Raw genomic sequence first — 22,792 nt, forward strand, 5'->3', positions numbered from 1 at the left:
GTCTCCATGTCGTCGCATAGGGAACCGAAGCCACGTCGCCGCGTCTGTTAGATCCCCTTTTTCTTGTTGGCCAAAGAGTTCCATGCAACCGGTTGCATGTCAAGTGGATGAATGTCAGTCTTGCAGCCCGAATTGATGGAGCTGTGGAATTCGTGGTAGTCGAGGCCAAAGAGGGCGAGTTTACTGAATCCATGATCAAGCGGACCAAGGGCGTCACCATCAGCCAGGTCGCGGAAGCGGCCGGGGTTGCGCGTTCCAGCGTCTCGCGCGCCTTCACCCGGCCGGACATGCTGAGCCCGGAAACGGTGGAGCGGATCATGAAAGCCGCCGAGGCATTGGGCTATGTGCCGAACCACACGGCGCGCGCGCTCAGCACCGGCCGGCATGGCAATATCGGGCTGATCGTGCCGGATATCGCCAACCCGTTCTTCCCGCCGATGATCCAGGCGGCCCAGCTCGAGGCCGACCGCTCGGATTTCTGCATCTTCCTCGGCAATACGGAAGAGAATCCCAAGCAGGAGGACAAGCTGGTCGGCCGGTTCGCAGGCCAGGTGGAAGGGCTCGTGCTGGCCTCCTCGCGGCTTTCGGACGAGCGCATCCGCGCCCATGCCGGCAAGCTGCCGCTCGTGTTGATCAACCGCGATCTCGACGGCATCCCGCGCGTTCTGATCGACAGCGGCTCGGGCGTGCGGGAGGCCGTCGAGCATCTCGTCAAGCTCGGCCATCGCAAGATCGCCTATGTCAGCGGCCCTTCGACCTCCTGGTCCAACAAGCAGCGGCGTTCCGCGATGCGGGCTGCCGCCTCCGGCCTGGGGATCGGGGTCGAAACCGTGCCCGCGGTGCTGCCGAGCTACAATTCCGGCCGCAACGCGGTCGGCGCGATCCTCGCCACGGGCGCCACGGCAGCCGTCGCCTTCGACGATCTGACGGCACAGGGCGTGCTTGCTGGGCTTGCGGAAAAGCGCGTCTCCGTGCCTTCGGATTTCAGCCTGATCGGCTGCGACGACGTGCTCGGCGCCGTCACCTATCCCGCCCTCACCTCGGTTTCCAACCGCTCCATGGAAGCGGGTCGCGTCGCCGTCTCGCTGCTGCTCGACATGCTGCAGTCGCGCGCCATCCGCGACGTGCGCTACGTGCTGGAGACCCATCTTGTGGTGCGCAACACGACGGCTGCGGCAAACTAGGAGGATGGAACCTTATTCTCCCGGGCAGGTTCGGACGGTATTCACCGTTTCGCGGGAGGTTCCATGCCCAAGAACAAGAAGAAAAAGTGGTCGCAGGACGTGACCGAGCACAGCGACGCCATGGATCTGAAAGAAGGCGTGTTCAAGTCGAAAAGCCCCAAGAAGATCGCGGATTCGTTGAAGCATTCGGCGGAGGAGAGCCACCGCCGCAAGTCGAGTCCGTTCCGGTCGGCCATGTCGATGCTGAACTTCTATATCAACCGCGCCGGCGATCAGCTTTCCAAGTCACGGCGTGCGACACTGGAGAAAGCCAAGGACGAGTTGCGCAAGGATTTCGGCCGTGAACCGAAGCACTAAAATCGTTCCGCCAAGTCTGGACCCGACCATGCCCTCAACCGCCATGAGTATCGAAACCGTCTCCTTCGAACCCAGCGACTGGGTGCCCAACAACCGGAACCTGCCGGTGCTCATCTATCACGAAGCGATCCCGGCAGAGGGCGAGATGGCGCCCAAGTTCGAAGACCGGTTCCGAGAGAACGGATGGGAAGGGATATGGCGCAACGGCGTCTTCGACTACCAGCATTACCACACAGGCGCGCACGAAGTGCTGGGCATCGCCGGCGGCCGGGCACGGCTCCTGATCGGCGGGCCGGATGGCGCGGAGCTCAGCGTGTATGCCGGCGATTGCCTGGTCCTGCCGGCAGGAACCGGCCACAGGCGGATCGAAGCCAGCCGGGATTTCCTGGTGGTCGGCGCTTATCCGCCCGGACAGGATGCCGACATTCAGACCGGCCCGGCGGACGAGGCGCAGCTTCGGAAAATCGAAAGTCTTCCCATCCCCGCCACCGATCCGCTGGAAGGTGAAAACGGCGCGTTGAAGCGGTATTGGCCGCGCCGCTAAGCGCTACCCACCCAAAGCACCACCTCGCCTTCTTCCGCGGAAATCGCCCAATGAACGGGCATTGCAACGTTCCGGCATAAGCGCACCGGCTTCCCCCATTAGATTTAAGCCGGAGCCGGCTTTCCCGCATGGAGAGTGTTTGACGCTCCTCAAAATATATGGCTACCTTACATTTCAGTGCGAACGGGGAGGAGACCGTTTTCGCGCCACCGTCATCCGGCCCCGCCCGTGATAGGCCGGACTGTCTCTAGGAGGAGAGTGCAGTGAAACGATTACTCGCAGGCGCGCTGGCGCTGATGTTTACCGCCGTGGCGGCGCCGGGTGGCGCCGGTGCTGCCGACGACTATCCGAGCAGGCAGATCACGCTGATTGCCGGGTTCCCGGCCGGCAGCGGGGCGGATGTCTATGCCCGCTTCTTCGCCAAGAAGCTCGAGGAAAAGCTCAACCAGACCGTGATCGTCGAAAACAAGCCGGGCGGGCTCGGCAGCCTTTCGGTCGTGGCGCTGAAGAACGCGAAGCCGGACGGATATACGATGCTGATCGGCTCCGCCGACCAGTTCACCGCGGCCCCGCACGTCTTCAAGGCGCCGCCTTACGATCCGCTCACGGATTTCGACTATATCGCGCCGGTCTTCAGTCAGGCGTTCATGATGCTGGTCAGCGCCAAATCGCCGTACAAGCATATTTCCGAGCTGACCGCGGCTATGAAGGAAAAGGGCGACAAGGCTTCCTATGCCACGCCGAACTTTCCGGCGACCATTCTCGCCGAGATGTACAAGGCCAATGCCGGCGGCCTCGAGACGCTGCAGGTGCGTTACAAGACCAGCGCGGATTCGCTCAACGATTTCGCCAGCGGCTCGATCGACTACATGGTCGGCGACCCGGTCTTCGGACTGGCCCGCTCGCGCGACGGGACGCTGCGCATCCTCGCCGTCAGCACGGCAAAACGCATCTCTTCCGTTCCGGACATTCCGACCTTCCAGGAAGAAGGCGTGCCGAATGTCGACGTGCGCATCTGGTGGGTTCTCGCAGCCCCCAAGGGCACGCCGAAGCCGATCCTCGACAAGATGCACAAGGTGATGACCGAGGTCACCACCAGCGACGAAGCCCGCAGGTTCGTGGGCACCAATGGCGGCGAGCCGATGACGCTCGACAGCCCGCAGGCGACCCTCGACTATGCGACGATGGACGTGAGGCGCTGGGAAGACTGGGCGAAGATCGGCAAGATCGAAAAGCAGTAACGCCGCAAAGACAGTTCAACGAAGGCCGGAGTTCCGCTCCGGCTCAGACTGCTGACAAACCTCACGTCTTGCTCGGCGTCATCCTCGGCCCTGTGCCGAGGATCTATAAACGTCAGTTTGCAGATGCTCGGGACAGGCCCGAGCATGACGATCAGAGGTTTTCGAGCCTTTGTCATGAAGCTGGCCGGAGTTCCGCTCCGGTTTTTTTCATTGCGAGTTTTCAAAATAATCGTGTCCTTCCGGATGCCCTCCGCAGCAACCCGGAATTGCTGCCTTCCCTGGGACAAGCGATTGCCCCTTTCCGGAGCCTTCCGCCCCCTTCGCGTCATTTTGCCGGAACAAGCTCCCGACCTTGCCGTTAGAGCCAGAACTCTACGGCAAGGCAAAAACGATGAACACGCGCCCTCAATTCGCCTCGCGGATATCGCTCTCGCAACTGCCACCGCAGATTTACTACGTCCATCCCCTGATGCTGAAAGGGCTCGATGCCTGGCGCGAGGTTTTCGCCCATGCCAAGGACCTCGGCCTGGACACCGTGCTGACCGCTCCCCTCTTCGAGCGCGGCCGCAACGCCAGCGTTTTCGTGACAGGGAGCTTCGAACGCCTCGACCCTGAATTGGGTCTGGACACCTCGGTCGAGCAGGGTTTCAGGGCATTGATCGAAGCGGCGCGGAAAAACGATATCAAGCTGATGCTCGACCTCGTGATCGACCGCGTCGCCGTCGATGCCAAGCATGCCGGACCTGTCGTCGCCGACCCGCGTGTCCCGCCGCAGGAAAGCTGCAGCCGCAGGATAGATTTCCTGAGCGAGGCCCGCCATATCGAAGACTGGCGCAAGCGCCTGGCGTGGCTTACCGGGCTCGGCATCGCCGGTTTCCGATGCCTCGGCATCGGCCGTCTGGCGCCGGAAGCCTGGTACGATCTCATCCTTTCCACACGCAGGTCGGCGCCGGAAACCATCTTTCTCGCCTGGACGCCGGGCAGCGCCTTCGAAGACCGCAAGGCGCTCCAGGGTGCCGGGTTCGACGGCAGCTTCTCCTCCTTCGCCTGGTGGAACCTGGAGGAGCGCTGGATCATGGACGAATACCAGATCCAGCGCGGGCTCGGCTACCAGATCACCTTCCCCGAAGCGCCGTTCGGCACGCGCATGGCGCATGGCACCGACAGTTGCGAGGTGCTGCAGCGAAAGGCCGTGCGGGCGCTGAAGCTCGCCTCGACCTTCGCAAGCGGACTGATGATCCCGATGGGGTTCGAATACGGCGCCGCAGTGCCGCTCGATCCGCTGCACGGCGACGGGCTGGGCCTGCGCGGCCTGCGGGAGCAAGGCTCGTTCGATCTCTCGGGCGATATCCGTGCGATCAATGCCGGCACCAACAAGACGGCCGCAGGCTTCGCCCGGCAGCCGCTCCGGCTCATCTCCACCAGCCAGACGCCGGCCGTCGCGCTGCTGCAGACCGACAGGGAAGACATCCGCGCCTCGGAAAAAATCCGGGTCGTTGTCCTCAACCGCGACTTGCGGCGCGCGGTGAACGCGCCTTTCAACGTGTTGCGCGACGCTGCCTCCCCCTTCCTGCCGCTGACGGCGGCGGACGACGAAAGCCAGGTCCTTGCCGCCGAGCTCAAGTTGAAGCCCGGCGAGTTGCGCGTCTTCGAGGGCGAGGCCTCCGTGCCGGTCGTCGATGCCGTTCCCGTCCCGAACATCAATGAGGCGGCCGCCTCGCCGCGGCTGGCGATCGAGAAGATCGCACCCTCGGTCGACGACGGCCGTTTCGTGGTCAAGCGCGTCGTCGGCGAGACCGTGAGGGTCGAGGCCGACATTTTCGGCGATGGCCACGATCCGCTTTCGGCGGCGCTGCTCTGGCGCGCGGCCGACGAAACGAACTGGCACGAGGTCCGCATGCAGCTCATCGAAAACGATCGCTGGCAAGCGGAATTCACGCCGAAGCGCCTCGGGCGGCACGAGTTCGTGATCGAAGGCTGGCGCAACCCCTTCGCCATCTTCCGCTACGAATTCACCAAGAAGCACGAGGCGCGGCTCGATCTCCGCCTGGAAATCCAGGAAGGCATCAACCTCGTTCTCGATACGCTCGACAATTCCTCCGGCTCCATCAAGACCCGGCTGAAAGCCCTTTTCGACAGGCTGACCGAAGTGCAGGATCCCCAACGGATCGAAATCCTGCTCGCCGCAGAGACTGCCGAGCTGATGGCCGAGGCCGACCGCCGCCCGTATCGGGTACGTTCGCAGGCCATCCCCCTCGATGCGGAACGCACGGCTGCCGCCTTCGCGGGCTGGTACCAGATCTTTCCCCGCTCCCAGAGCGGCGATCCCAACCGCCACGGCACGTTCGACGACGTCATCAAGCGTCTGCCGGAAATCCGTGCCATGGGCTTCGACGTGCTCTACTTCCCGCCGATCCACCCGATCGGCAAGACGAACCGCAAGGGCAGGAACAACAGCCTTCAGGCGGCGCCGGGCGACCCCGGCAGCCCTTACGCGATCGGCGCGGAAGAGGGCGGCCACGACGCCATCCATCCCGAACTCGGCACGTTCGACGATTTCCAGCGGCTTACCGAAGCGGCCAGGGACGAAGGTCTCGAAATCGCGCTCGACCTGGCGATCCAGTGCTCGCCCGACCACCCCTGGCTTACGGAGCATCCCGGCTGGTTCGACTGGCGGCCGGACGGCACGATCCGCTATGCGGAGAACCCGCCGAAGAAATACGAGGACATCGTCAACGTCGACTTCTACGCCCACGACGCGATCCCCTCGCTGTGGGTTGAGCTGCGCGACATCGTCCAGAAATGGGTGGACCACGGCGTCAAGCTCTTCCGCGTCGACAATCCGCACACCAAGCCTTTTCCTTTCTGGGAATGGCTGATCGCCGACATCCGCTCGCACCATCCGGAAGTCGTCTTCCTCTCGGAGGCGTTCACCAAGCCGAAGGTGATGTACCGGCTCGCCAAGGTCGGCTTCTCGCAGTCCTACACCTATTTCACCTGGCGCAATGCCAAATGGGAGCTCGAGCAGTATATGCGCGAGATCACCACCGAAGAGCCGAAGGAGTTCTTCCGGCCGCATTTCTTCGTCAACACGCACGACATCAACCCGGATTTCCTGCAGAACGCGCCGCGCCCGGCCTTTCTGATCCGTGCAGCGCTTGCGGCTACGCTCTCCGGCCTCTGGGGTGTCTACAACGGCTTCGAGCTCTGCGAGGGTCGGCCGGACGCCAAGCGGAAGGAATATGCGGACTCGGAAAAATACGAGATCCGCGCCTGGGATTACGACCGGCCCGGCAACATCAAATCCGAGATCGCCATGCTGAACCGCATCCGCAGGGAAAACCCGGCGCTGCATTCGCATCTCGGCCTCCAGCTTCTCACCGCCTGGAACGACAACGTCATGTTCTACGAGAAGGCGAGTGCGGGACGGGAGAACGTCCTGCTGATCGCGGTGAACCTAGATCCCTACAATGCCCATGAGGCGGATGTCGAAATTCCGCTCTGGTCATGGAACCTCCCGGATCATGCAGCGCTTGACCTCGAAGATCTGATCGCCGGCCACAGGTTCACCCTTGCCGGCAAGATGCAGAGGATCAGGCTCGATCCCCATGCGGGCCTTCCCTTTGCGATCTGGCGCGTGAGATAGGGAGGAAAACAGATGGACATGGTAGGCACGAACCGCAGCCAGGCTCCCAATCCGGCGCAGCCGCACGAGACCGATCCGCTGTGGTACAAGGACGCGATCATCTATCAGCTCCACATCAAATCCTTCTACGACGCCAATGGCGACGGCATCGGCGACTTCAAGGGGCTGCACGAAAAGCTCGATCACATCGCCTCGCTCGGCGCCAACACCATCTGGCTGCTGCCGTTCTTCCCCTCGCCGCGCCGCGACGACGGCTACGACATTGCCGATTACGCCAACGTCAGCCCCGACTACGGGACCATCGAGGAGTTCAGCGCGTTTGTCGAAGCGGCGCATCAGCGGGGCCTGAGGGTCATCATCGAGCTCGTCATCAACCACACGTCCGACCAGCATCCGTGGTTCCAGCGGGCGCGGCACGCGCCATCCGGTTCGCCCGAGCGGGATTTCTACGTCTGGTCGGATACGGACCAGAAATTCCCGGAAACCCGGATCATCTTCCTCGACACGGAGAAATCGAACTGGACCTGGGATCCGGTCGCCGGCGCCTATTACTGGCACCGCTTCTATTCCCATCAGCCGGACCTCAACTTCGACAATCCGCTGGTGCTGGAAGAGCTTCTGGGTATCATGCGCTTCTGGCTGGAGACCGGCATCGACGGGTTCCGGCTCGACGCGATCCCCTATCTCGTCGAGCGCGAGGGAACGATCAACGAGAACCTGCCGGAGACGCACGAGATCCTGAAGAAGATCCGCGCCGCGCTCGACAGCACCCATCCCGGCAGGATGCTGCTCGCCGAAGCCAACCAATGGCCGGAAGACACGCGCGAATATTTCGGCGACGGCGACGAATGCAACATGGCGTTCCACTTTCCCCTGATGCCGCGCATGTACATGGCGATCGCCAAGGAAGACCGCTTCCCGATCACCGATATCATGCGGCAGACGCCGGAAATCCCGGAAAACTGCCAATGGGCGATCTTCCTCAGAAACCATGACGAGCTGACGCTCGAAATGGTGACCGACGAGGAGCGCGACTATCTCTGGAACATCTATGCCGCCGACCGCCGCGCGCGCATCAATCTCGGCATCCGCCGGCGGCTTTCGCCGCTGATGGAACGCGACCGCCGCCGCGTCGAGCTGATGAACGCGCTGCTTCTTTCCATGCCCGGCACGCCGGTCATCTACTACGGCGACGAGATCGGCATGGGCGACAATATCTATCTCGGCGACCGGGACGGCGTAAGGACCCCGATGCAATGGTCGCCGGACCGCAACGGCGGCTTTTCCAAAGCCGACCCGGCGCGGCTCGTGCTGCCGCCGATCATGGACCCGCTCTACGGTTACGAGGCGCTGAACGTCGAGGCGCAGAGCGCCGACGCCCATTCGCTGCTCAACTGGACGCGGCGGATGCTGGCGCTGCGCAACAGGCATGCCGCCTTCGGCCGCGGATCGCTCAGGTTCCTGTCGCCCGGCAACCGGAAGATCCTCGCCTATCTGCGCGAGCACGAGGGCGAGACGATCCTTTGCGTCGCCAACCTTTCGCGCCTGCCGCAAGCCGTCGAGCTCGACCTTGCGCAGTTTTCCGGCCGCGTCCCGATCGAGCTCACCGGCATGTCGCCATTTCCGCCGATCGGCCAGCTCACCTATCTGCTCACCCTGCCGCCCTACGGCTTCTTCTGGTTCCAGCTCGCCGCAGACGCAGACGGACCGGACTGGCGGACGGAGCCGCCGGAGCAGATGCAGGACATGGTGACGATGGTGGTGCGCCGCGACTTGCAGGAACTCATCGACGAGCCGCGCCTTGCCGGCACCTTGTCGAGCGAAATCCTGCCGCCTTACCTCAAAAAGCGCCGCTGGTTCGGCTCCAAGGATGAGAAATTGAGCCGGGCCTCCCTCGTCGCCGCGACGCCGATGGCCTTCGCCAACAACGTCTTGCTCGGCGAGCTGGAAGTGGAACTGAACAGCCGCAAGGACACCTATCTGCTGCCGCTTGCCGTCTCCTGGGACGACGGCCAGCCGACGGCGCTTGCCCAGCAGCTCGCGCTCGGCCGCATCCGCCAGGGCCGCCGCGTCGGCTTCCTGACCGACGGCTTTGCCATGGAGGGGCTGGCGCGCAATGTCATCCGGGGTCTTTGCGAGCGCTCCGTCATTTCCGGCCGCGCCGGCACGCTGGAGTTTCTCGGCACGGACCAGCTCGACTGCCTGGGGGTCAACGACGACATGCCGGTTCGCTGGCTGTCGGCCGAACAATCCAACAGCTCGCTGATCATGGGCGATATGGCAATGGTGAAGCTCATCCGCCACGTCTTTCCCGGCATGCATCCGGAAGTGGAGATGACCCGTTACCTCACGAATGTCGGATACAAGAATACGGCGCAGCTACTCGGAGAGGTGGCCCGCATCGCGCCCGACGGCAGCCGTTACACGCTGATCATCGTGCAGGGCGCGATCCGCAACCAGGGCGACGCCTGGAACTGGATGCTCGGCAACCTGCGCCGCTCGATCGACGAGGTGACCGTGACCGGAACCGACGGCGAGATGGCGGACGAGCATTTCAAGCCGCTCGTCGATCTTGCGGCCACCATCGGCAGGCGGCTCGGCGAGCTGCATGTGGCGCTCGCCCAGCCAACCGACGACGAGGCTTTCAAACCGGTCTGGGCCACCGCCGAGGACGCGAGGAACTGGTGCGAGGCAGTGACCGTGCAGATTTCCGAAAGCCTCTCGATCCTCGCCGGCGCCATAGACGGTCTCGATCCGGAGCCGGCGCGCGAGGCGAAAGAGCTGCTCGCGCGCCGGGACGTCCTCACCCGGCTCGCGGCGCATCTTTCGCAAGCGCTCAACGGAACGCTGATGACGCGCAATCACGGCGACTTCCATCTCGGCCAGGTCCTGGTTTCGGAGGGTGACGCCTATATCATCGACTTCGAAGGCGAGCCGGCCCGCGACCTCGCCGAGCGCCGTGCGAAGACCAATCCGCTGCGCGACGTGGCGGGGCTCCTCAGATCGCTCAGCTATCTCGCCGCCTCGGCCGATCTCGACCGCGAGGTGGTGAGCGAGGTGGACGACGCCCGTCACAACACGCTCGTCGGCCGCTTCATGGAGATGGCGGAACCGGCCTTCCTGCAGGCCTATTTCGACGCGACCGAGAGTTCGGACGAATTGCGGATTTCGAACGAGGCCCGCGACCACATCCTCGACTTCTTCCTCCTCGAAAAGGCGGCCTACGAGATCGTCTACGAAGTGCGCAGCCGTCCCCATTGGCTGCCGCTTCCGCTTGCCGGTCTCTCGGCGATCGCATCGAGACTTCTGGAGACTGCCTGATGAGATACGAGCGCACGGACCTGATGATCGGCACGGTCCGCGAGGGCCTTCAGGCCCTGGTGGATGGGCGGCACGGCGACCCCTTCTCCATCCTCGGGCGCCATCAGTATGGCGAGCTCATCATCGTCCGTGCGCTCCTGCCAGGGGCGCTCTCGGTGGAGGTTGTCGAAGCCGGCACGAACAAGGTGCTGGCGGAGCTCGAGACCATTCATGAGGGCGGTCTGTTTGCCGGTGTGGTCGGCAAGTCAGGGGGCGGTACCGTTCCCTATCTCTTCCGTATCGGCTGGCCGGACGCGATCCAGGAGATGGAGGATCCCTATTCCTTCCCCCCGCTGCTCGGCGATCTCGACCTGCATCTGATCGGCCAGGGCACCCACTACGACCTCGGCCGCACGCTCGGCGCGATCCCCATGGAGATCGACGGCATCGAGGGCGTGCGGTTTGCCGTCTGGGCGCCGAATGCCCGACGTGTCTCGGTGGTCGGCGACTTCAATGCCTGGGACGGACGGCGGCACCCGATGCGGCTTAGGCCGCAGGCAGGCGTCTGGGAACTGTTCATCCCCCGTCTTACCCATGGCGAACGCTACAAGTTCGAGCTCCTCGACGGAAACGGCAATCTCCTGCCGCAGAAAGCCGATCCGGTGGCGCGCGCCAGCGAGGCCGCGCCCTCGACCGCTTCGATCGTCGCCTCCTCGAAACCCTTCCGCTGGAGCGACGAGGACTGGATGCGCAAGCAGAGCGCCAGCCGATCCGGCGAAGGGGCGATCTCCATCTACGAAGTGCATCTCGGCTCATGGCTCCGGATCAGCGAGGAAGGCAACCGTTCGCTCGACTGGGTGGAGTTCAGCCAGAGGCTCATTCCCTATGCGCAGAACCTCGGCTTCACTCACATCGAGATGCTGCCGATCATGGAACATCCCTTCGGCGGCTCCTGGGGCTACCAGCCGCTCGGCCTCTTCGCGCCGACCGGCCGCTACGGCACGCCGGAGGATTTCGCCTATTTCGTCGACCGCTGCCACCAGGCCGGCCTCGGCGTGATCCTCGACTGGGTGCCTGCGCATTTCCCGACCGACGTCTGGGGGCTGGCCCGCTTCGACGGCACGGCCCTCTACGAGCACGAGGACCCGCGCGAGGGCTTCCACAAGGACTGGAACACGCTGATCTACAATCTCGGCCGCAACGAGGTGAAGGGTTTCCTGATCGCCTCGGCCCTGGAATGGCTGGAGCATTTCCACGTGGACGGCCTTCGCGTCGACGCGGTCGCTTCGATGCTCTACCGCGATTACAGCCGCAACGAGGGCGAATGGATTCCCAACCGGTACGGCGGGCGCGAGAACCTCGAAGCAGTGGAATTCTTCAAACATCTGAACAGCATCATCCACGATCGCTGCCCGCATGCCTTCACCGCAGCGGAGGAATCGACCGCCTGGCCGAACGTGACGAAAAAGCCGGAAGACGGCGGCCTCGGCTTCGATTTCAAATGGAACATGGGATGGATGCACGACACGCTGCATTACATGCAGGACGACCCCGTCTACCGGCAGTATCACCACCATGCCATGACCTTCGGCATGATCTATGCCTATACCGAGCGTTTCATGCTGCCGCTCTCCCATGACGAGGTGGTGCACGGCAAAGGCTCCCTTTTCGGCAAGATGCCCGGAGACCATTGGCAGAAGCTCGCCAATCTTCGAGCCTATTACGGCTTCATGTGGGGGCATCCCGGCAAGAAGCTGCTCTTCATGGGCGGCGAGATCGCGCAAGGTGCCGAGTGGAGCCATGACGGCTCCGTCCACTGGGACCTGCTCGACCAGCCGGGTCACGCTGGCGTGCAGCGGCTGATCGGCGACCTGAACGGCCTTTACCGCGCCGAACCGGCGCTGCAGTTCGGCGACCTTCATCCGGAAGGCTTCGAATGGGCGGTCGCCGACGACGCGGCAAACTCCGTCTACGGTATGTTGCGCACATCCGGGGACCGGTCGTCCCATATTCTGATCGTCTCGAACATGACGCCCTTGCCGCGCCACGGCTACCGCATCGGCGTTCCAGCGGAAGGCCGCTGGGAAGTGGTGCTCAACACCGACGCGGAAATCTACGGCGGGTCCAATCTCGGCCAATCCGAAGCCTGGACGGAGCCCCAGCCGGCGCATGGCAAGGCGGTTTCCGTGTCGCTCGTGCTGCCGCCGCTGGCGACGATGTTTTTGAGGTGGCCGCGGTAGAGGGTTGGCATTTCGCGAGCTTGTAAGTCTCAAACTCTCGGCCTATCTTGCAGGTTGAATACCGAGGATATCGAAAATGGCCGAAGAGATGGATTTCGAGCGTCAGATGCTGAACCGGATGTCGGCGCTTATCGATGTTATTCAACCGCTTACCAATCAAGTCGGCAGACTGACGGATGGGGTGGGACGCTACGATGCCGAGTTTGAAAAGCTTCATAAGCAAAACAACCTGCTTCGGCAGGATATGATCGAGTTGCGATCAGGCCAGACGCAGTTGAAATCCGAACTTACTCAATTGAAATCCGACGTGACATCTCGGCTCGACGCGATCACAATACGGCTCGAAGAGATCGAAAATACCGGCGAGAAAAACGCTGCTGCAATCCGCGCCTTGGCAGCAGATGCCGTCTTGCAGCACAATGCGATCTTGAATGCCCTGCAGGAAAGCAACAAAAACGATATATCTCTACGAGAATTGGAAGAGCGGATCGTCAATCTTGAGCGCCGGATGGGAATATAACCATTTCAATCCGGTCGACCCCTCTACATAGACGTCAGTTACGCCACCCCTCCTGATACGTAACCTTCTCGACCCCGGCGAAACGCGCGACGCGCAGCAGTTCCGCCTCCAGCTTCTCCAGACGTCCGGCAGAAGCGCGCACGCCCTTTTCCAGCCATAGCCGCTTGACGTCGAGCGCATCAGCCTTGCGGTCGGCCTTCATGTCGATGCGGCCGATCATCCGGTCGCCTTCGAGGAGCGGAAAGACGTAGTAGCCGTATTGCCGCTTCGGCTCCGGCACGAAAACCTCGATGCGGTAGAAGAAGTCGAAGAGCCGTTCCGCACGATCGCGATTGCGCAGAAGCGGGTCGAAGGGGCTGAGAACCCGCACGCGCGCCGGCGGCTCCGGGATGTCGCCGAGGTTTTCCGGGAAGCCCGCAAAGGCGAATGACGGGCGCGGCTTGCCGCCATTGGCGGAGCCGATCAGCACCTCGGTCAGTTCGCCGCGATGATCGGTCACCCAGTCCTTCGCCTCCTGTGGCGTGACGAGATCCCAGAAGGCGGCGATCTCGCCGGAGGTCGCAAAGCCGAGCCTTTTCAGCGCGCTGCGGCAGGCCCAGTCGATGAATTCCGCATGGCTCACCTCCGGCTCGTGATGGCGCGGCGGAATGACCCGCTCCATCAGGTCGTAGATCTTCTGGAAGTTGGTGCGGCCGGCGATCGCGAGCTTGCCGGTGTGCCAGTAATATTCGAGCGCCGTCTTGTTCGGATGCCAGTTCCACCAGCCACCGGACTTGTGGTCCTCCACCTTCATGTCGCGCGACATGATTGAGCCGTTCTCCGCGATATGCCGGAACGTCTCCTCGAAGGCCGCGTCGAAACCCTCGCCGTGCCATTTCCTCCAGCGCTCGGCGATGATCGGCTCGCGGCGGCGAAAGCGGTGCTTCCAATAACGGAAAAGACGCGCCGGAACGATCGATGCGTCATGCGTCCAGTGCTCGAAAAGCTCGCGGTCCTTTTCCAGAAGCGCGGTCAGATGCTCCCGCTTGTAGGTCTGGTTGCGCGAGAACAGGATCATGTGGTGGGCGCGCTCGACGGTCGCGATGCTGTCCACCTGGACGAAGCCGAGGTCGTCGATCAATTGCAGGAGGCCGGCCTTGGTGAGCGCGCGGCCGGGCGGGTCGGAAAGCCGCTGCCGTTCGAGGAAGATTTTTCGCGCCTGATCGTTCGGAATGAGAATCGACATGCGCAGGAGACTAGAATGCCGTCGCCGCAGATTCAATGTTCATGTTTGGTTCCGAATTCCCCTCGCCCGCCTTCCGGTCTATAGAGCGCTCCAGACATCGAGGGACAGGTTTGGACATCCGTTTCGAACAGGCCGAAGCGCGTTTCGAGGGACGCACCGTGCTTCATCCGCTGACGCTTTCGCTTGATCAGCGCCGGATCGGCGTGATCGGCCTCAACGGCTCCGGCAAGACGACCTTCGCGCGGATGATCAACGGCCTCGTCGTGCCGGCTGCCGGCCGCGTTACCGTCAACGGCTTCGATACGGCAAAGGACGGCGACAAAGTGCGCGCCGAGGCCGGCTTCATCTTCCAGAACCCGCAGAACCAGATCATCCTGCCGATCCTGAAGGAGGACATCGCATTGGGCCTCAAGGGCCGGAAACTTCCGAAGCAGGCGACGGAGGCGGCGGTCGAGGCCGTACTTCTCCGGTTCGGCATTTCCCACCTTGCCGACAGGCGGGCGCACGAGCTTTCCGGCGGAGAATTGCAGCTTGCGGCACTCGCCTCCGTGCTCGTCACGAAACCCGAAATCCTGATCCTGGACGAGCCGACCAACCAGCTCGATCTGAAAAACCGCGATCTCGTGGAGCGCACGATCGGCGGCCTCGACGAGAATGTCATCGTCATCAGCCACGACCTTTCGCTGATCGCGGATTTCGACCGGGTGCTGCTGTTTCATGAGGGCAAACTCGCCGCCGACGGCATTCCGCAAGAGGTCATCGCCCGGTACCGGGAAATCGCGGCATGAAGACGCTCTATGTCGAGGGCGATACTTTTCTCCACCGGCTCCCGCCGAGGGTGAAGCTCGTGGTGCTTGCGCTTTCGAGCCTCCTTCTCTTCCTGATCGATTCGCCTCTCTTTCTCGCGGCCGCCGCCACCTGTGGCGGTGGCATCTATGCCTCGCTCGGACTTGGATGGCGCCAATCCTTCTTCCGGCTGCGGCCGATCCTGCTGACGATCGCCATCGTCGCCCTCTTCACGCTCGTCCTCAACAGCCCCGGCCAGGCGCTCATCGTCCTGCTGCGGCTGACGGCGCTGGCCCTCCTGGCGGCAGCCGCGACGGCCACCACGAGCACCGGCGATTTCATCGACGAGATAACCCTGGCGGCCCGGCCGCTGGAACGGGCGGGCCTCATTCGAGCCGCCGATATCGGCCTTTCGATCGGCCTTGTGGTGCGTTTCGTGCCGGAGGTTCTGACCCGCTACCAGGCCATCCGGGACGCCCACCACGCGCGAGGGTTGAAGCCCCGGCCATTGACGCTCGCGGTCCCCTTGATCATCCTGACGCTGCGAAACGCCGACGAGATTGCCGCCGCCATTGACGCCAGGGGCATCCGGGCGCAAAAGTGATTCATTATCAGCATTAAGGAATCCTGTATCATGTCCACCCGGGATCTCGTTCTGGCCGCCCTGTTTGCCGCCATCATCGTGGCGCTCGGCCTGGTGCCGCCGATCATGCTCGGCTTCATTCCCGTGCCGATCACCGCCCAGTCGCTGGGCGTCATGCTGGCGGGCGTCATCCTGGGGGCGAAGCGGGGCGGCTTTGCCGTGCTTCTCGTCCTGCTGCTCGTCGCGATCGGCCTGCCGGTGCTTTCCGGCGGACGCGGCGGGCTTGCCACCTTCGTCTCGCCGACCGCGGGCTATCTGGTCGGCTGGTTCTTCGCAGCCTACGTCACCGGCTATCTTGCGGAGCGCTTCGTGGACCGCTCCCAGAGCGGCATCGTGCAGACCGCCGGCTTCTTCCTTGCCGCGCTCGCAGGCGGCGTCGTGGTGGATCATGCGCTTGGCGTGGCCTACCTCGCCTACGGCACGGGCACCGGCCTAGTGACCGCTTTCATGGGCGATCTCGCTTTCGTCCCGGGCGATGTGCTGAAAGCCCTGATCGCGGCTTTCGCCGGTCGCGCCGTCATGGCCGGCTATCCGCTGCTGCCGCAGCGGGCCTGATCGAGACAGGCTCAGTCCAGATACTGATAGAACCAGTCGCGCAGGTCTTCGGGCAGCGCGACCGGCTCCCGGCTTGAAGGATCGTGCGCCGTCCAGACGATCTCGGCCTCCGCCACCGCCTCCTCATCGCGCAGCATGTGCACCAGGAAGGCCGCGGACTTTCCGCCGATCTTGCTGACGCCGACATGCATATGCACGAGGTCGCCGAGCCTCAGCGCCGCATGGAAGGTGCAGGTGATCTTGCCGATGGTGAAGAAGGGATCGCCCTTCTGGGGCTTGCGGCGACGCCAGAATTCCGCCACGGCCTCCTCCGCCCGGACAACGTAAGCCGACCGCGACATTTCCCCATGCATGTCCACGTCGCGGAACGGGACACGGAATTCCTGCGATTTGACCGTATCTTTAGCCACCACGCCCTCTAGGTTGAATATCCCCATGTAAGACCATTCCTTCGATCCAAACAAGCGGAGGCGCAAGGGGATTCGCCTTGAAAAAATACGGCATCTGCGCCATGTCGGAGATGTCCGCCCCGGGCTCACACCTCACGAGGCCGCCTTCATGACCACGCGCCTTTACGAACACGCGATCTTCCTCGAGCATCAGACACCGGAAGGGCATCCCGAAAGGGCCGACCGGCTGCGGTCGCTCAATATCGCGCTCCAGCACCCGAATTTCGAAAAGCTCGACCGGAAGGAAGCGCCGCAGGCGAACGAGGATGCGGTCCTGCTCGCCCATCCGGAAGAGCATCTTCGCGCCGTCATCCGCGACATTCCGGAGGAGGACGGAATCCGGCAGATCGAGGCCGACACCTATGTGGGGCCGAAGAGCTTGCAGGCGGCGCTCACCGGCATCGGCGGAGCGATGGCAGCCGTCGACGATGTCATTACCGGCAAGGCGGACAATGCCTTCGTCGCCGCCCGGCCGCCGGGACATCACGCCGAAAAAGACAAGGTGATGGGCTTCTGCCTGTTCAACAATGCCGCGATCGCCGCCCGCCACGCGCAGCGGAGACACGGGATCGAGCGTGTCGCGATCGTCGACTGGGACGTGCATCACGGCAACGGCACCCAGGACATCTTCTGGGACGATCCTTCCGTGCTGTTCTGCTCGACCCACCAGATGCCGCTCTATCCCGGCACCGGCGCCAAGGACGAGACCGGCACGAAGAACAATGTCGTCAACGCGCCGCTTTCCCCGGACACCGGCAGCGAGCATTTCCGCGAAGCCTTCAAAGCCCGGGTGCTGCCGGCGCTCGAAAACTTCCGGCCGGATTTCATCGTGATTTCGGCGGGTTTCGACGCCCATCACCGCGACCCGCTGGCGCAGATCAACCTCGTCGGCAACGATTTCGACTGGGCGACGGGGCGGGTGATGGAGATCGCCGGCAAATATGCCGGCAACCGGGTCGTCAGCCTGCTCGAGGGCGGCTATGATCTGGAGGGCCTGGCCGAATCGGCCGGCATGCACATCATGAGACTGATGAGAGGATAAGGAATGACCGAGAACACCGAGACTCTTGGGTCCACGGGCGATGTGAGCGGCTATTCCTTCGAAAAGGCGGTCGCGGAACTCGAAAGCATCGTCGCGCGGCTGGAACGCGGCGACGTGGCGCTCGACGAATCCATCGCCATCTACGAGCGCGGCGAAGCTTTGAAGAAACATTGCGAAAAGCTGCTCACCGCCGCCGAGAACCGCATCGAGAAGATCCGCCTCGACCGCAGCGGCAAACCGCAGGGCGCCGAGCCGCTCGACGGCGAATAACACCAAAGTCGTACGACCATCGCCACGATCGCGTCACAAAGCGATTGACGCACCGTGACCGCCTCCCCATGATAGCCGTTACCGAATGGTTGCTTTGGGAGGAGACAATCGTGATGCTTGGCGCGAAATCCAGCAAAATCAATCTCATGTTTGCCGCGACGCTTGCCGTTTCGACGGCGTTTTCGGTGGCCGGCACGAAGGCCGCGGAATTCATCAACGTGCTGACCGGCGGGACGTCCGGCGTCTATTATCCGCTCGGCGTCGCGCTTTCGGAAATCTACGGCCAGGGGATCAAGGACGCGCGCACGCAGGTGCAGGCCACCAAGGCATCGGTCGAGAACCTGAACCTTCTGCAGGCCGGCCGCGGTGAGATCGCCTTCTCACTCGGCGATTCCGTCCAGGAGGCCTGGAAGGGCAACAAGGAAGCGGGCTTTCCCGCAAAGCTGGACAAGCTGCGCGGCATCGCCGCCATCTATCCCAATTATATCCAGGTCGTCGCGAGCGCCGATTCCGGCGTGAAGACGCTGGCCGACCTCAAGGGCAAGAGCCTGTCGGTCGGAGCTCCTGCCTCTGGTACGGAGCTCAACGCACGCGCCATCTTCGCCGCGGCGGGCATGTCCTACAAGGATCTCGGCAAGACGGAATACCTGCCCTTCGCCGAATCCGTCGAGCTCATCAAGAACCGCCAGCTCGACGCCACGCTGCAATCCGCCGGCCTTGGCGTCGCTTCGATCCGCGACCTCGCCACCTCGCTGAAGATCAACGTCGTGGCGATCCCGAAGGCCGAGGTCGAGAAGATCGGCGCGCCTTACGTCTCCGCCGTCATCCCGGCCGGGACTTACGAGGGCCAGACCGCGGATGTGGAAACGGCCGCTGTCGGCAACTTCCTGATCACCCATTCGGAGGTTTCCGACGAAACGGTCTACCAGATGACCAAGCTGCTCTTCGAGAACCTTCCGAAACTCGCGGCATCGCATGCCGCCGCCAAGGCGATCGACCCGAAAAAGGCGCTGAACGGCATGCCCGTGCCGCTGCACCCCGGCGCCGAGCGGTACTACAAGGAAGCCGGTTTGATGAAGTAGGGACTGGAGTCGCGTACGCTGCAAGTCCCCTCCCCAACCCCTCCCCACAAGGGGGAGGGGCTTAACTCGCCGCACCGCCTCCGATCCGGAAAACAGGCGCTGCCGCGGGTCCTCTCCCCCCTTGTGGGGGAGATGGCCGGCAGGCCAGAGGGGGTACGATAAACCAGAAAGCTTATTGAGAGCCCGAATGTCCGCGACCACGATGCAGAGCCAGAACGCGCCTCATTCCGCCGAGGAAGCCATAGAAGGCCTGCCGGCCGGATTCGGCGAAGGGCTCACGGGACGCATCGCCTTCTGGATCGCCTTCGCCTTCACCCTCTTCCAGCTCTGGACTGCCGCCTACGGCACGCTCGCGAGCCAGATCGTGCGCGCCATGCATGTCGGCTTCCTGCTGCTCCTCGGGTTTGCGCTGTTCGGCAATCTCGTCGCCAAGACCAAAGCCGGGAAAATCTGGTTCTGGGCGCTCGGCATTCTCGGCTTCCTCACCGGCGTCTACAACTGGGTCTTCTATCACGACCTGATCCTGCGCAGCGGTTTCATGACGACGCCCGACCTTATCGTCGGAGCCGTGCTGATCGTGCTCGTCTTCGAGGCGGCGCGGCGGCTGATGGGCCTGCCGCTGACGATCATCGCCGGCATCTTCCTCGCCTACTGCTTCCTCGGCCAATATGCGCCCGGTCCATTCGTCCACCGCGGCTATGATTTCGAGCAGATTATCGAGAATTTCTCCTACGGCACGGAGGGCATCTACGGCACGCCGATCTACGTCTCGGCCGCCTATATCTTCATCTTCGTCGTCTTCGCCGCGTTCCTGGAACGGGCCGGCATGCTGGCCCTCTTCAACGATTTCGCGCTCGGCCTCGTCGGCACCTGGCGCGGCGGACCGGCGCAGGTCTGCGTCATGTCCTCGGCGCTGATGGGCACGATCTCCGGCTCGGGCGTCGCGAATGTCGTCGCCTCTGGGCAGTTCACCATTCCGCTGATGAAACGCTTCGGCTTCCGCTCGGCCTTTGCCGGCGGCGTGGAGGCGACCTCCTCGATGGGCGGGCAGATCATGCCGCCGGTCATGGGGGCGGTCGCCTTCATCATGGCCGAGACTCTCAACGTCTCCTATGCGGAGGTCGTCAAAGCCGCGGTCATCCCGGCCATCCTCTATTTCGGCGCCTGCTTCTGGATGGTCTTCCTCGAAGCCGGCAAGGCCGGGCTGAAAGGCATGAACAAGGCCGAGCTGCCGAACCCCTGGGCGGCCGTGAGGGAACACTGGCCGCTCATCCTGCCGCTCGCCGCCCTCGTCTATCTTCTCTTCGCCGGTTACACGCCGATCTTCGCGGGCACGATGGGGCTGGCGCTCGTCGTGGTTCTGGTCCTCGGCATGCCGCTTGCCGCGAGCATCGGGCCGCTCGCCTTCCGCCTCGTCTTCTGGGTCGTGCTCGGCCTCGCCGCCGCCTCCTTCCTGCGCTACGGCGTCAACTTCCTGGCGATCGTCATCCTGGCGCTGATCGCCGGCTGCATCTTCGTGAAGGGCGGCCGCGAGACGCTTGCCATCTGCCGCGATGCGATGGCGGAGGGCGCCAAGAACGCCCTGCCGGTCGGGATCGCCTGCGCCATCGTCGGCATCGTCATCGGCACGCTGACGCTGACCGGCATCGCCTCCACCTTCGTCGGCGCCATCATCCGGATCGGCGAGCACAATCTCTTCCTGTCGCTGGTACTGACGATGATCACCTGCCTGATCCTCGGCATGGGCATTCCGACGATCCCGAACTACATCATCACCTCGTCGCTCGCCGGCCCGGCGCTGCTGGAACTCGGCGTGCCGCTGATCGTCAGCCACATGTTCGTCTTCTATTTCGGGATCATGGCGGACCTGACGCCGCCGGTGGCGCTCGCCTGCTTCGCGGCCGCGCCGATGGCCAAGACGTCGGGCCTCAAGATTTCGGTCGAGGCGACGAAACTCGCGACATCCGGCTTCGTCGTGCCCTTCATGGCCGTCTACACGCCGGCGCTGATGCTGCAGGATCCGGGCGCCATTTCCGCCGCCTGGGGCTATCCGGTCGAGGTGATCTATCTCTTCCTCAAAGCCTGTTTCGGGATCGCGCTCTGGGGCACGGCGGTCGTCGGCTTCCTGTTCGCCCGCATGGCGCTCTGGGAGAGGCTGCTCGCCTTTATCGCCGGCGCGAGCCTCGTGATGGCGCTGCCCTGGACCGACGAGCTCGGCTGGGCGCTCGGCATCATCATCGTGGCGCAGCACTGGTGGCGGAACCGCAACGCGCCGGCCGCGCCGGCGCTGACCTGAGCGGCGGCCGGTGAGCCTCTGCATCCTCGCAGGCGGCAAGGTGACGGCGCTTGCCGTCTCGCTTTTTTCGCTCTCCTGGACCCATTCGGTGCAGAAGACCGAATGGCGGGAGACCTGGGCCGTGGCTCCCGCCGGACTGGAACTCCGCGAGGCGGCAGTCAAGGGTTCCGGCGCGGGCATGGAGCCGGGGCCGGATGCGGTGTTTCGCGACGGCTGGTGGGTCTGGCATCCGGCATTGCCGCCGCAGGATCGCATTTCGCTCGCCGCCTCCGGCATGACGCCGAGCGCGTGGCGGCTCTGCCACGACGGCGGATGCGTCGAGCTCGGGGCAAAGGCGGGAGATGCGGTGGTGCTGAGCCGGTGCGATCAGTGAACACTGCATTTCAGTCTCGAGCCTGTCAAAGACGTGATGATCGGGCTAGTCTGCCTCCATTCCAAATCGGAGAAGCTCATGTCCTTTTTTCCCGGAAAAGACCCGGCCGCAGGTGATGCCTTCGCCTGTGACGCGATCGAGAACCTGATCATTCCGCGCACCAGCGATATCGGCGGGTTTGCGGTGCGGCGGGCGCTGCCGACGCGCCAGAGGCGGCTCGTGGGACCCTTCATCTTCTTCGACCGGATGGGACCGGCGCTGCTCCGCGCCGACGAGGCGCTGGACGTCAAGCCGCATCCGCATATCGGGCTCTCCACTGTCACCTATCTCTTCGACGGCGAGATCAAGCATCGCGACAGCCTCGGCACCGAACTCGTCGTCCGTCCAGGCGACATCAACCTGATGACCGCCGGCCGCGGCATCGTGCATTCGGAGCGCACGCCGGAGAACCTGCGCGGCCATCCGCAATCCGTCTCCGGACTGCAGACATGGCTGGCGCTGCCGGACGACCGGGAAGAAATCGATCCGGCCTTCGCCCATACCGGCAAGGAGGCGATGCCGGCGATCGACGCGGACGGCGCCAAGGGCCGGGTGGTGATCGGTGCCTTCGAGGGCCTCGCCTCGCCGGTCGCGACCTTCACCGACACGCTCTATGTCGATCTCCGCCTCGATGCAGGCCGTCGCTTTCCCTTCGCCGCCGATCACGAGGAACGGGCGATCTACATCCTTTCCGGCGAACTCGTCGTGGCGGGCGACCGTTTCGCAGCCGACCAGCTTCTCGTCTTCCGGCCGGGCGACCCGATCACGCTGGAGGCCGGTCCTCCGGGCTGTCATCTCATGCTCTTCGGGGGCGCGGCCCTGAATTCCAAGCGCTACATCTGGTGGAACTTCGTTTCCTCTTCGAAAGAACGGATCGAGAAGGCGAAGCAGGAATGGCGCACCGGCCGCTTCGACATCGTGCCGGGCGACGAGGAAGAGTTTGTCCCTTTGCCCGCCGGCTAAAAATCGATTAGAAACCTGCCACGCGACAACTTGAAAA

The 22,792-nt window shown here is 63.6% G+C and carries 19 protein-coding genes; 17 read left to right on the forward strand and 2 right to left on the reverse strand.

Annotation, left to right across the window (positions count from 1 at the left end; translation table 11 throughout):
* Nucleotides 1–191 precede the first annotated feature (191 nt).
* The 8 genes from ACMGE0_RS12950 to ACMGE0_RS12985 all read left to right on the forward strand — a co-directional run bounded on the left by ACMGE0_RS12950 (nt 192) and on the right by ACMGE0_RS12985 (nt 13,032).
* Nucleotides 192–1,184, forward strand: coding sequence for a LacI family DNA-binding transcriptional regulator (locus ACMGE0_RS12950; protein WP_436816267.1), 993 nt, complete (start codon nt 192–194; stop codon nt 1,182–1,184).
* A 63-nt stretch (nt 1,185–1,247) separates the two neighbouring features.
* Entirely contained in the window at nt 1,248–1,541 is a 294-nt protein-coding gene (locus ACMGE0_RS12955; RefSeq protein WP_436816268.1) for a DUF3175 domain-containing protein, read from the forward strand.
* 43 nt (nt 1,542–1,584) lie between these two features.
* Nucleotides 1,585–2,085 carry a cupin gene (locus tag ACMGE0_RS12960; protein ID WP_436816465.1) on the forward strand — a complete coding sequence of 167 codons (501 nt, stop codon included), beginning with the start codon at nt 1,585–1,587 and terminating at the stop codon, nt 2,083–2,085.
* Nucleotides 2,086–2,348: 263 nt separating this feature from the next.
* Nucleotides 2,349–3,326, forward strand: a complete 978-nt coding sequence (locus ACMGE0_RS12965) for a Bug family tripartite tricarboxylate transporter substrate binding protein (RefSeq protein WP_436816269.1) — start codon at nt 2,349–2,351, stop codon at nt 3,324–3,326.
* A gap of 391 nt (nt 3,327–3,717) precedes the next feature.
* Nucleotides 3,718–6,972 carry an alpha-1,4-glucan--maltose-1-phosphate maltosyltransferase gene (locus ACMGE0_RS12970; protein ID WP_436816270.1) on the forward strand — a complete coding sequence of 1,085 codons (3,255 nt, stop codon included), beginning with the start codon at nt 3,718–3,720 and terminating at the stop codon, nt 6,970–6,972.
* 18 nt (nt 6,973–6,990) lie between these two features.
* Nucleotides 6,991–10,293, forward strand: a complete 3,303-nt coding sequence (treS, locus tag ACMGE0_RS12975) for a maltose alpha-D-glucosyltransferase (protein ID WP_436816466.1) — start codon at nt 6,991–6,993, stop codon at nt 10,291–10,293.
* Entirely contained in the window at nt 10,293–12,512 is a 2,220-nt protein-coding gene (gene glgB, locus ACMGE0_RS12980) for a 1,4-alpha-glucan branching protein GlgB (RefSeq protein WP_436816271.1), read from the forward strand. Before treS ends, glgB begins: the two co-directional genes overlap by 1 nt.
* 76 nt (nt 12,513–12,588) lie before the next feature.
* The gene (locus ACMGE0_RS12985; protein WP_436816272.1) at nt 12,589–13,032 is read left to right on the forward strand and encodes a hypothetical protein; all 444 of its coding nucleotides are present in this window, start codon (nt 12,589–12,591) and stop codon (nt 13,030–13,032) included.
* Between the two features lie 34 nt (nt 13,033–13,066).
* Here ACMGE0_RS12985 and ACMGE0_RS12990 read toward each other — a convergent pair whose 3' ends face one another.
* Entirely contained in the window at nt 13,067–14,257 is a 1,191-nt protein-coding gene (locus tag ACMGE0_RS12990; protein ID WP_436816273.1) for a winged helix-turn-helix domain-containing protein, read from the reverse strand.
* Nucleotides 14,258–14,367: 110 nt separating this feature from the next.
* Here ACMGE0_RS12990 and ACMGE0_RS12995 point away from each other — a divergent pair, with 110 nt between their 5' ends.
* Genes ACMGE0_RS12995 through ACMGE0_RS13005 form a run of 3 tightly spaced genes read left to right on the forward strand, consistent with a single transcriptional unit; the run spans nt 14,368 to nt 16,241 of the window.
* Nucleotides 14,368–15,045 (forward strand): energy-coupling factor ABC transporter ATP-binding protein, encoded by a 678-nt coding sequence (locus ACMGE0_RS12995; protein WP_436816274.1) that lies wholly within the window; start codon nt 14,368–14,370, stop codon nt 15,043–15,045.
* Nucleotides 15,042–15,647, forward strand: coding sequence for a CbiQ family ECF transporter T component (locus ACMGE0_RS13000; protein WP_436816275.1), 606 nt, complete (start codon nt 15,042–15,044; stop codon nt 15,645–15,647). The genes ACMGE0_RS12995 and ACMGE0_RS13000 overlap by 4 nt, the downstream gene beginning before the upstream one ends.
* A 30-nt stretch (nt 15,648–15,677) precedes the next feature.
* The gene (locus ACMGE0_RS13005; protein WP_436816276.1) at nt 15,678–16,241 is read left to right on the forward strand and encodes a biotin transporter BioY; all 564 of its coding nucleotides are present in this window, start codon (nt 15,678–15,680) and stop codon (nt 16,239–16,241) included.
* Between the two features lie 11 nt (nt 16,242–16,252).
* On the opposite strand, the gene ACMGE0_RS13010 is transcribed toward ACMGE0_RS13005, so the two are convergent.
* On the reverse strand, nt 16,253–16,678 hold the full coding sequence (locus tag ACMGE0_RS13010; RefSeq protein ID WP_436816277.1) for an acyl-CoA thioesterase: 426 nt from the start codon (nt 16,676–16,678) through the stop codon (nt 16,253–16,255).
* A 121-nt stretch (nt 16,679–16,799) separates the two neighbouring features.
* On the opposite strand from ACMGE0_RS13010, the gene ACMGE0_RS13015 reads away from it, so the two are divergent.
* The 6 genes from ACMGE0_RS13015 to ACMGE0_RS13040 all read left to right on the forward strand — a co-directional run bounded on the left by ACMGE0_RS13015 (nt 16,800) and on the right by ACMGE0_RS13040 (nt 22,755).
* Nucleotides 16,800–17,732 carry a histone deacetylase family protein gene (locus ACMGE0_RS13015; protein WP_436816278.1) on the forward strand — a complete coding sequence of 311 codons (933 nt, stop codon included), beginning with the start codon at nt 16,800–16,802 and terminating at the stop codon, nt 17,730–17,732.
* 3 nt (nt 17,733–17,735) lie between these two features.
* Nucleotides 17,736–18,002, forward strand: coding sequence for an exodeoxyribonuclease VII small subunit (locus ACMGE0_RS13020; protein WP_436816279.1), 267 nt, complete (start codon nt 17,736–17,738; stop codon nt 18,000–18,002).
* A 146-nt stretch (nt 18,003–18,148) separates the two neighbouring features.
* Nucleotides 18,149–19,084, forward strand: a complete 936-nt coding sequence (locus ACMGE0_RS13025) for a TAXI family TRAP transporter solute-binding subunit (protein ID WP_436816467.1) — start codon at nt 18,149–18,151, stop codon at nt 19,082–19,084.
* A 187-nt stretch (nt 19,085–19,271) separates the two neighbouring features.
* Nucleotides 19,272–21,380, forward strand: coding sequence for a TRAP transporter permease (locus ACMGE0_RS13030; RefSeq protein ID WP_436816280.1), 2,109 nt, complete (start codon nt 19,272–19,274; stop codon nt 21,378–21,380).
* Between the two features lie 10 nt (nt 21,381–21,390).
* Nucleotides 21,391–21,753 (forward strand): DUF1850 domain-containing protein, encoded by a 363-nt coding sequence (locus ACMGE0_RS13035; protein ID WP_436816281.1) that lies wholly within the window; start codon nt 21,391–21,393, stop codon nt 21,751–21,753.
* 78 nt (nt 21,754–21,831) lie between these two features.
* Complete coding sequence (locus ACMGE0_RS13040) at nt 21,832–22,755, forward strand: pirin family protein (RefSeq protein WP_436816282.1); 924 nt, start codon at nt 21,832–21,834, stop codon at nt 22,753–22,755.
* Nucleotides 22,756–22,792 lie beyond the last annotated feature (37 nt).

The sequence above is a fragment of the Neorhizobium descurainiae genome (assembly GCF_051400715.1).
Taxonomy (GTDB): Bacteria; Pseudomonadota; Alphaproteobacteria; order Rhizobiales; family Rhizobiaceae; genus Neorhizobium.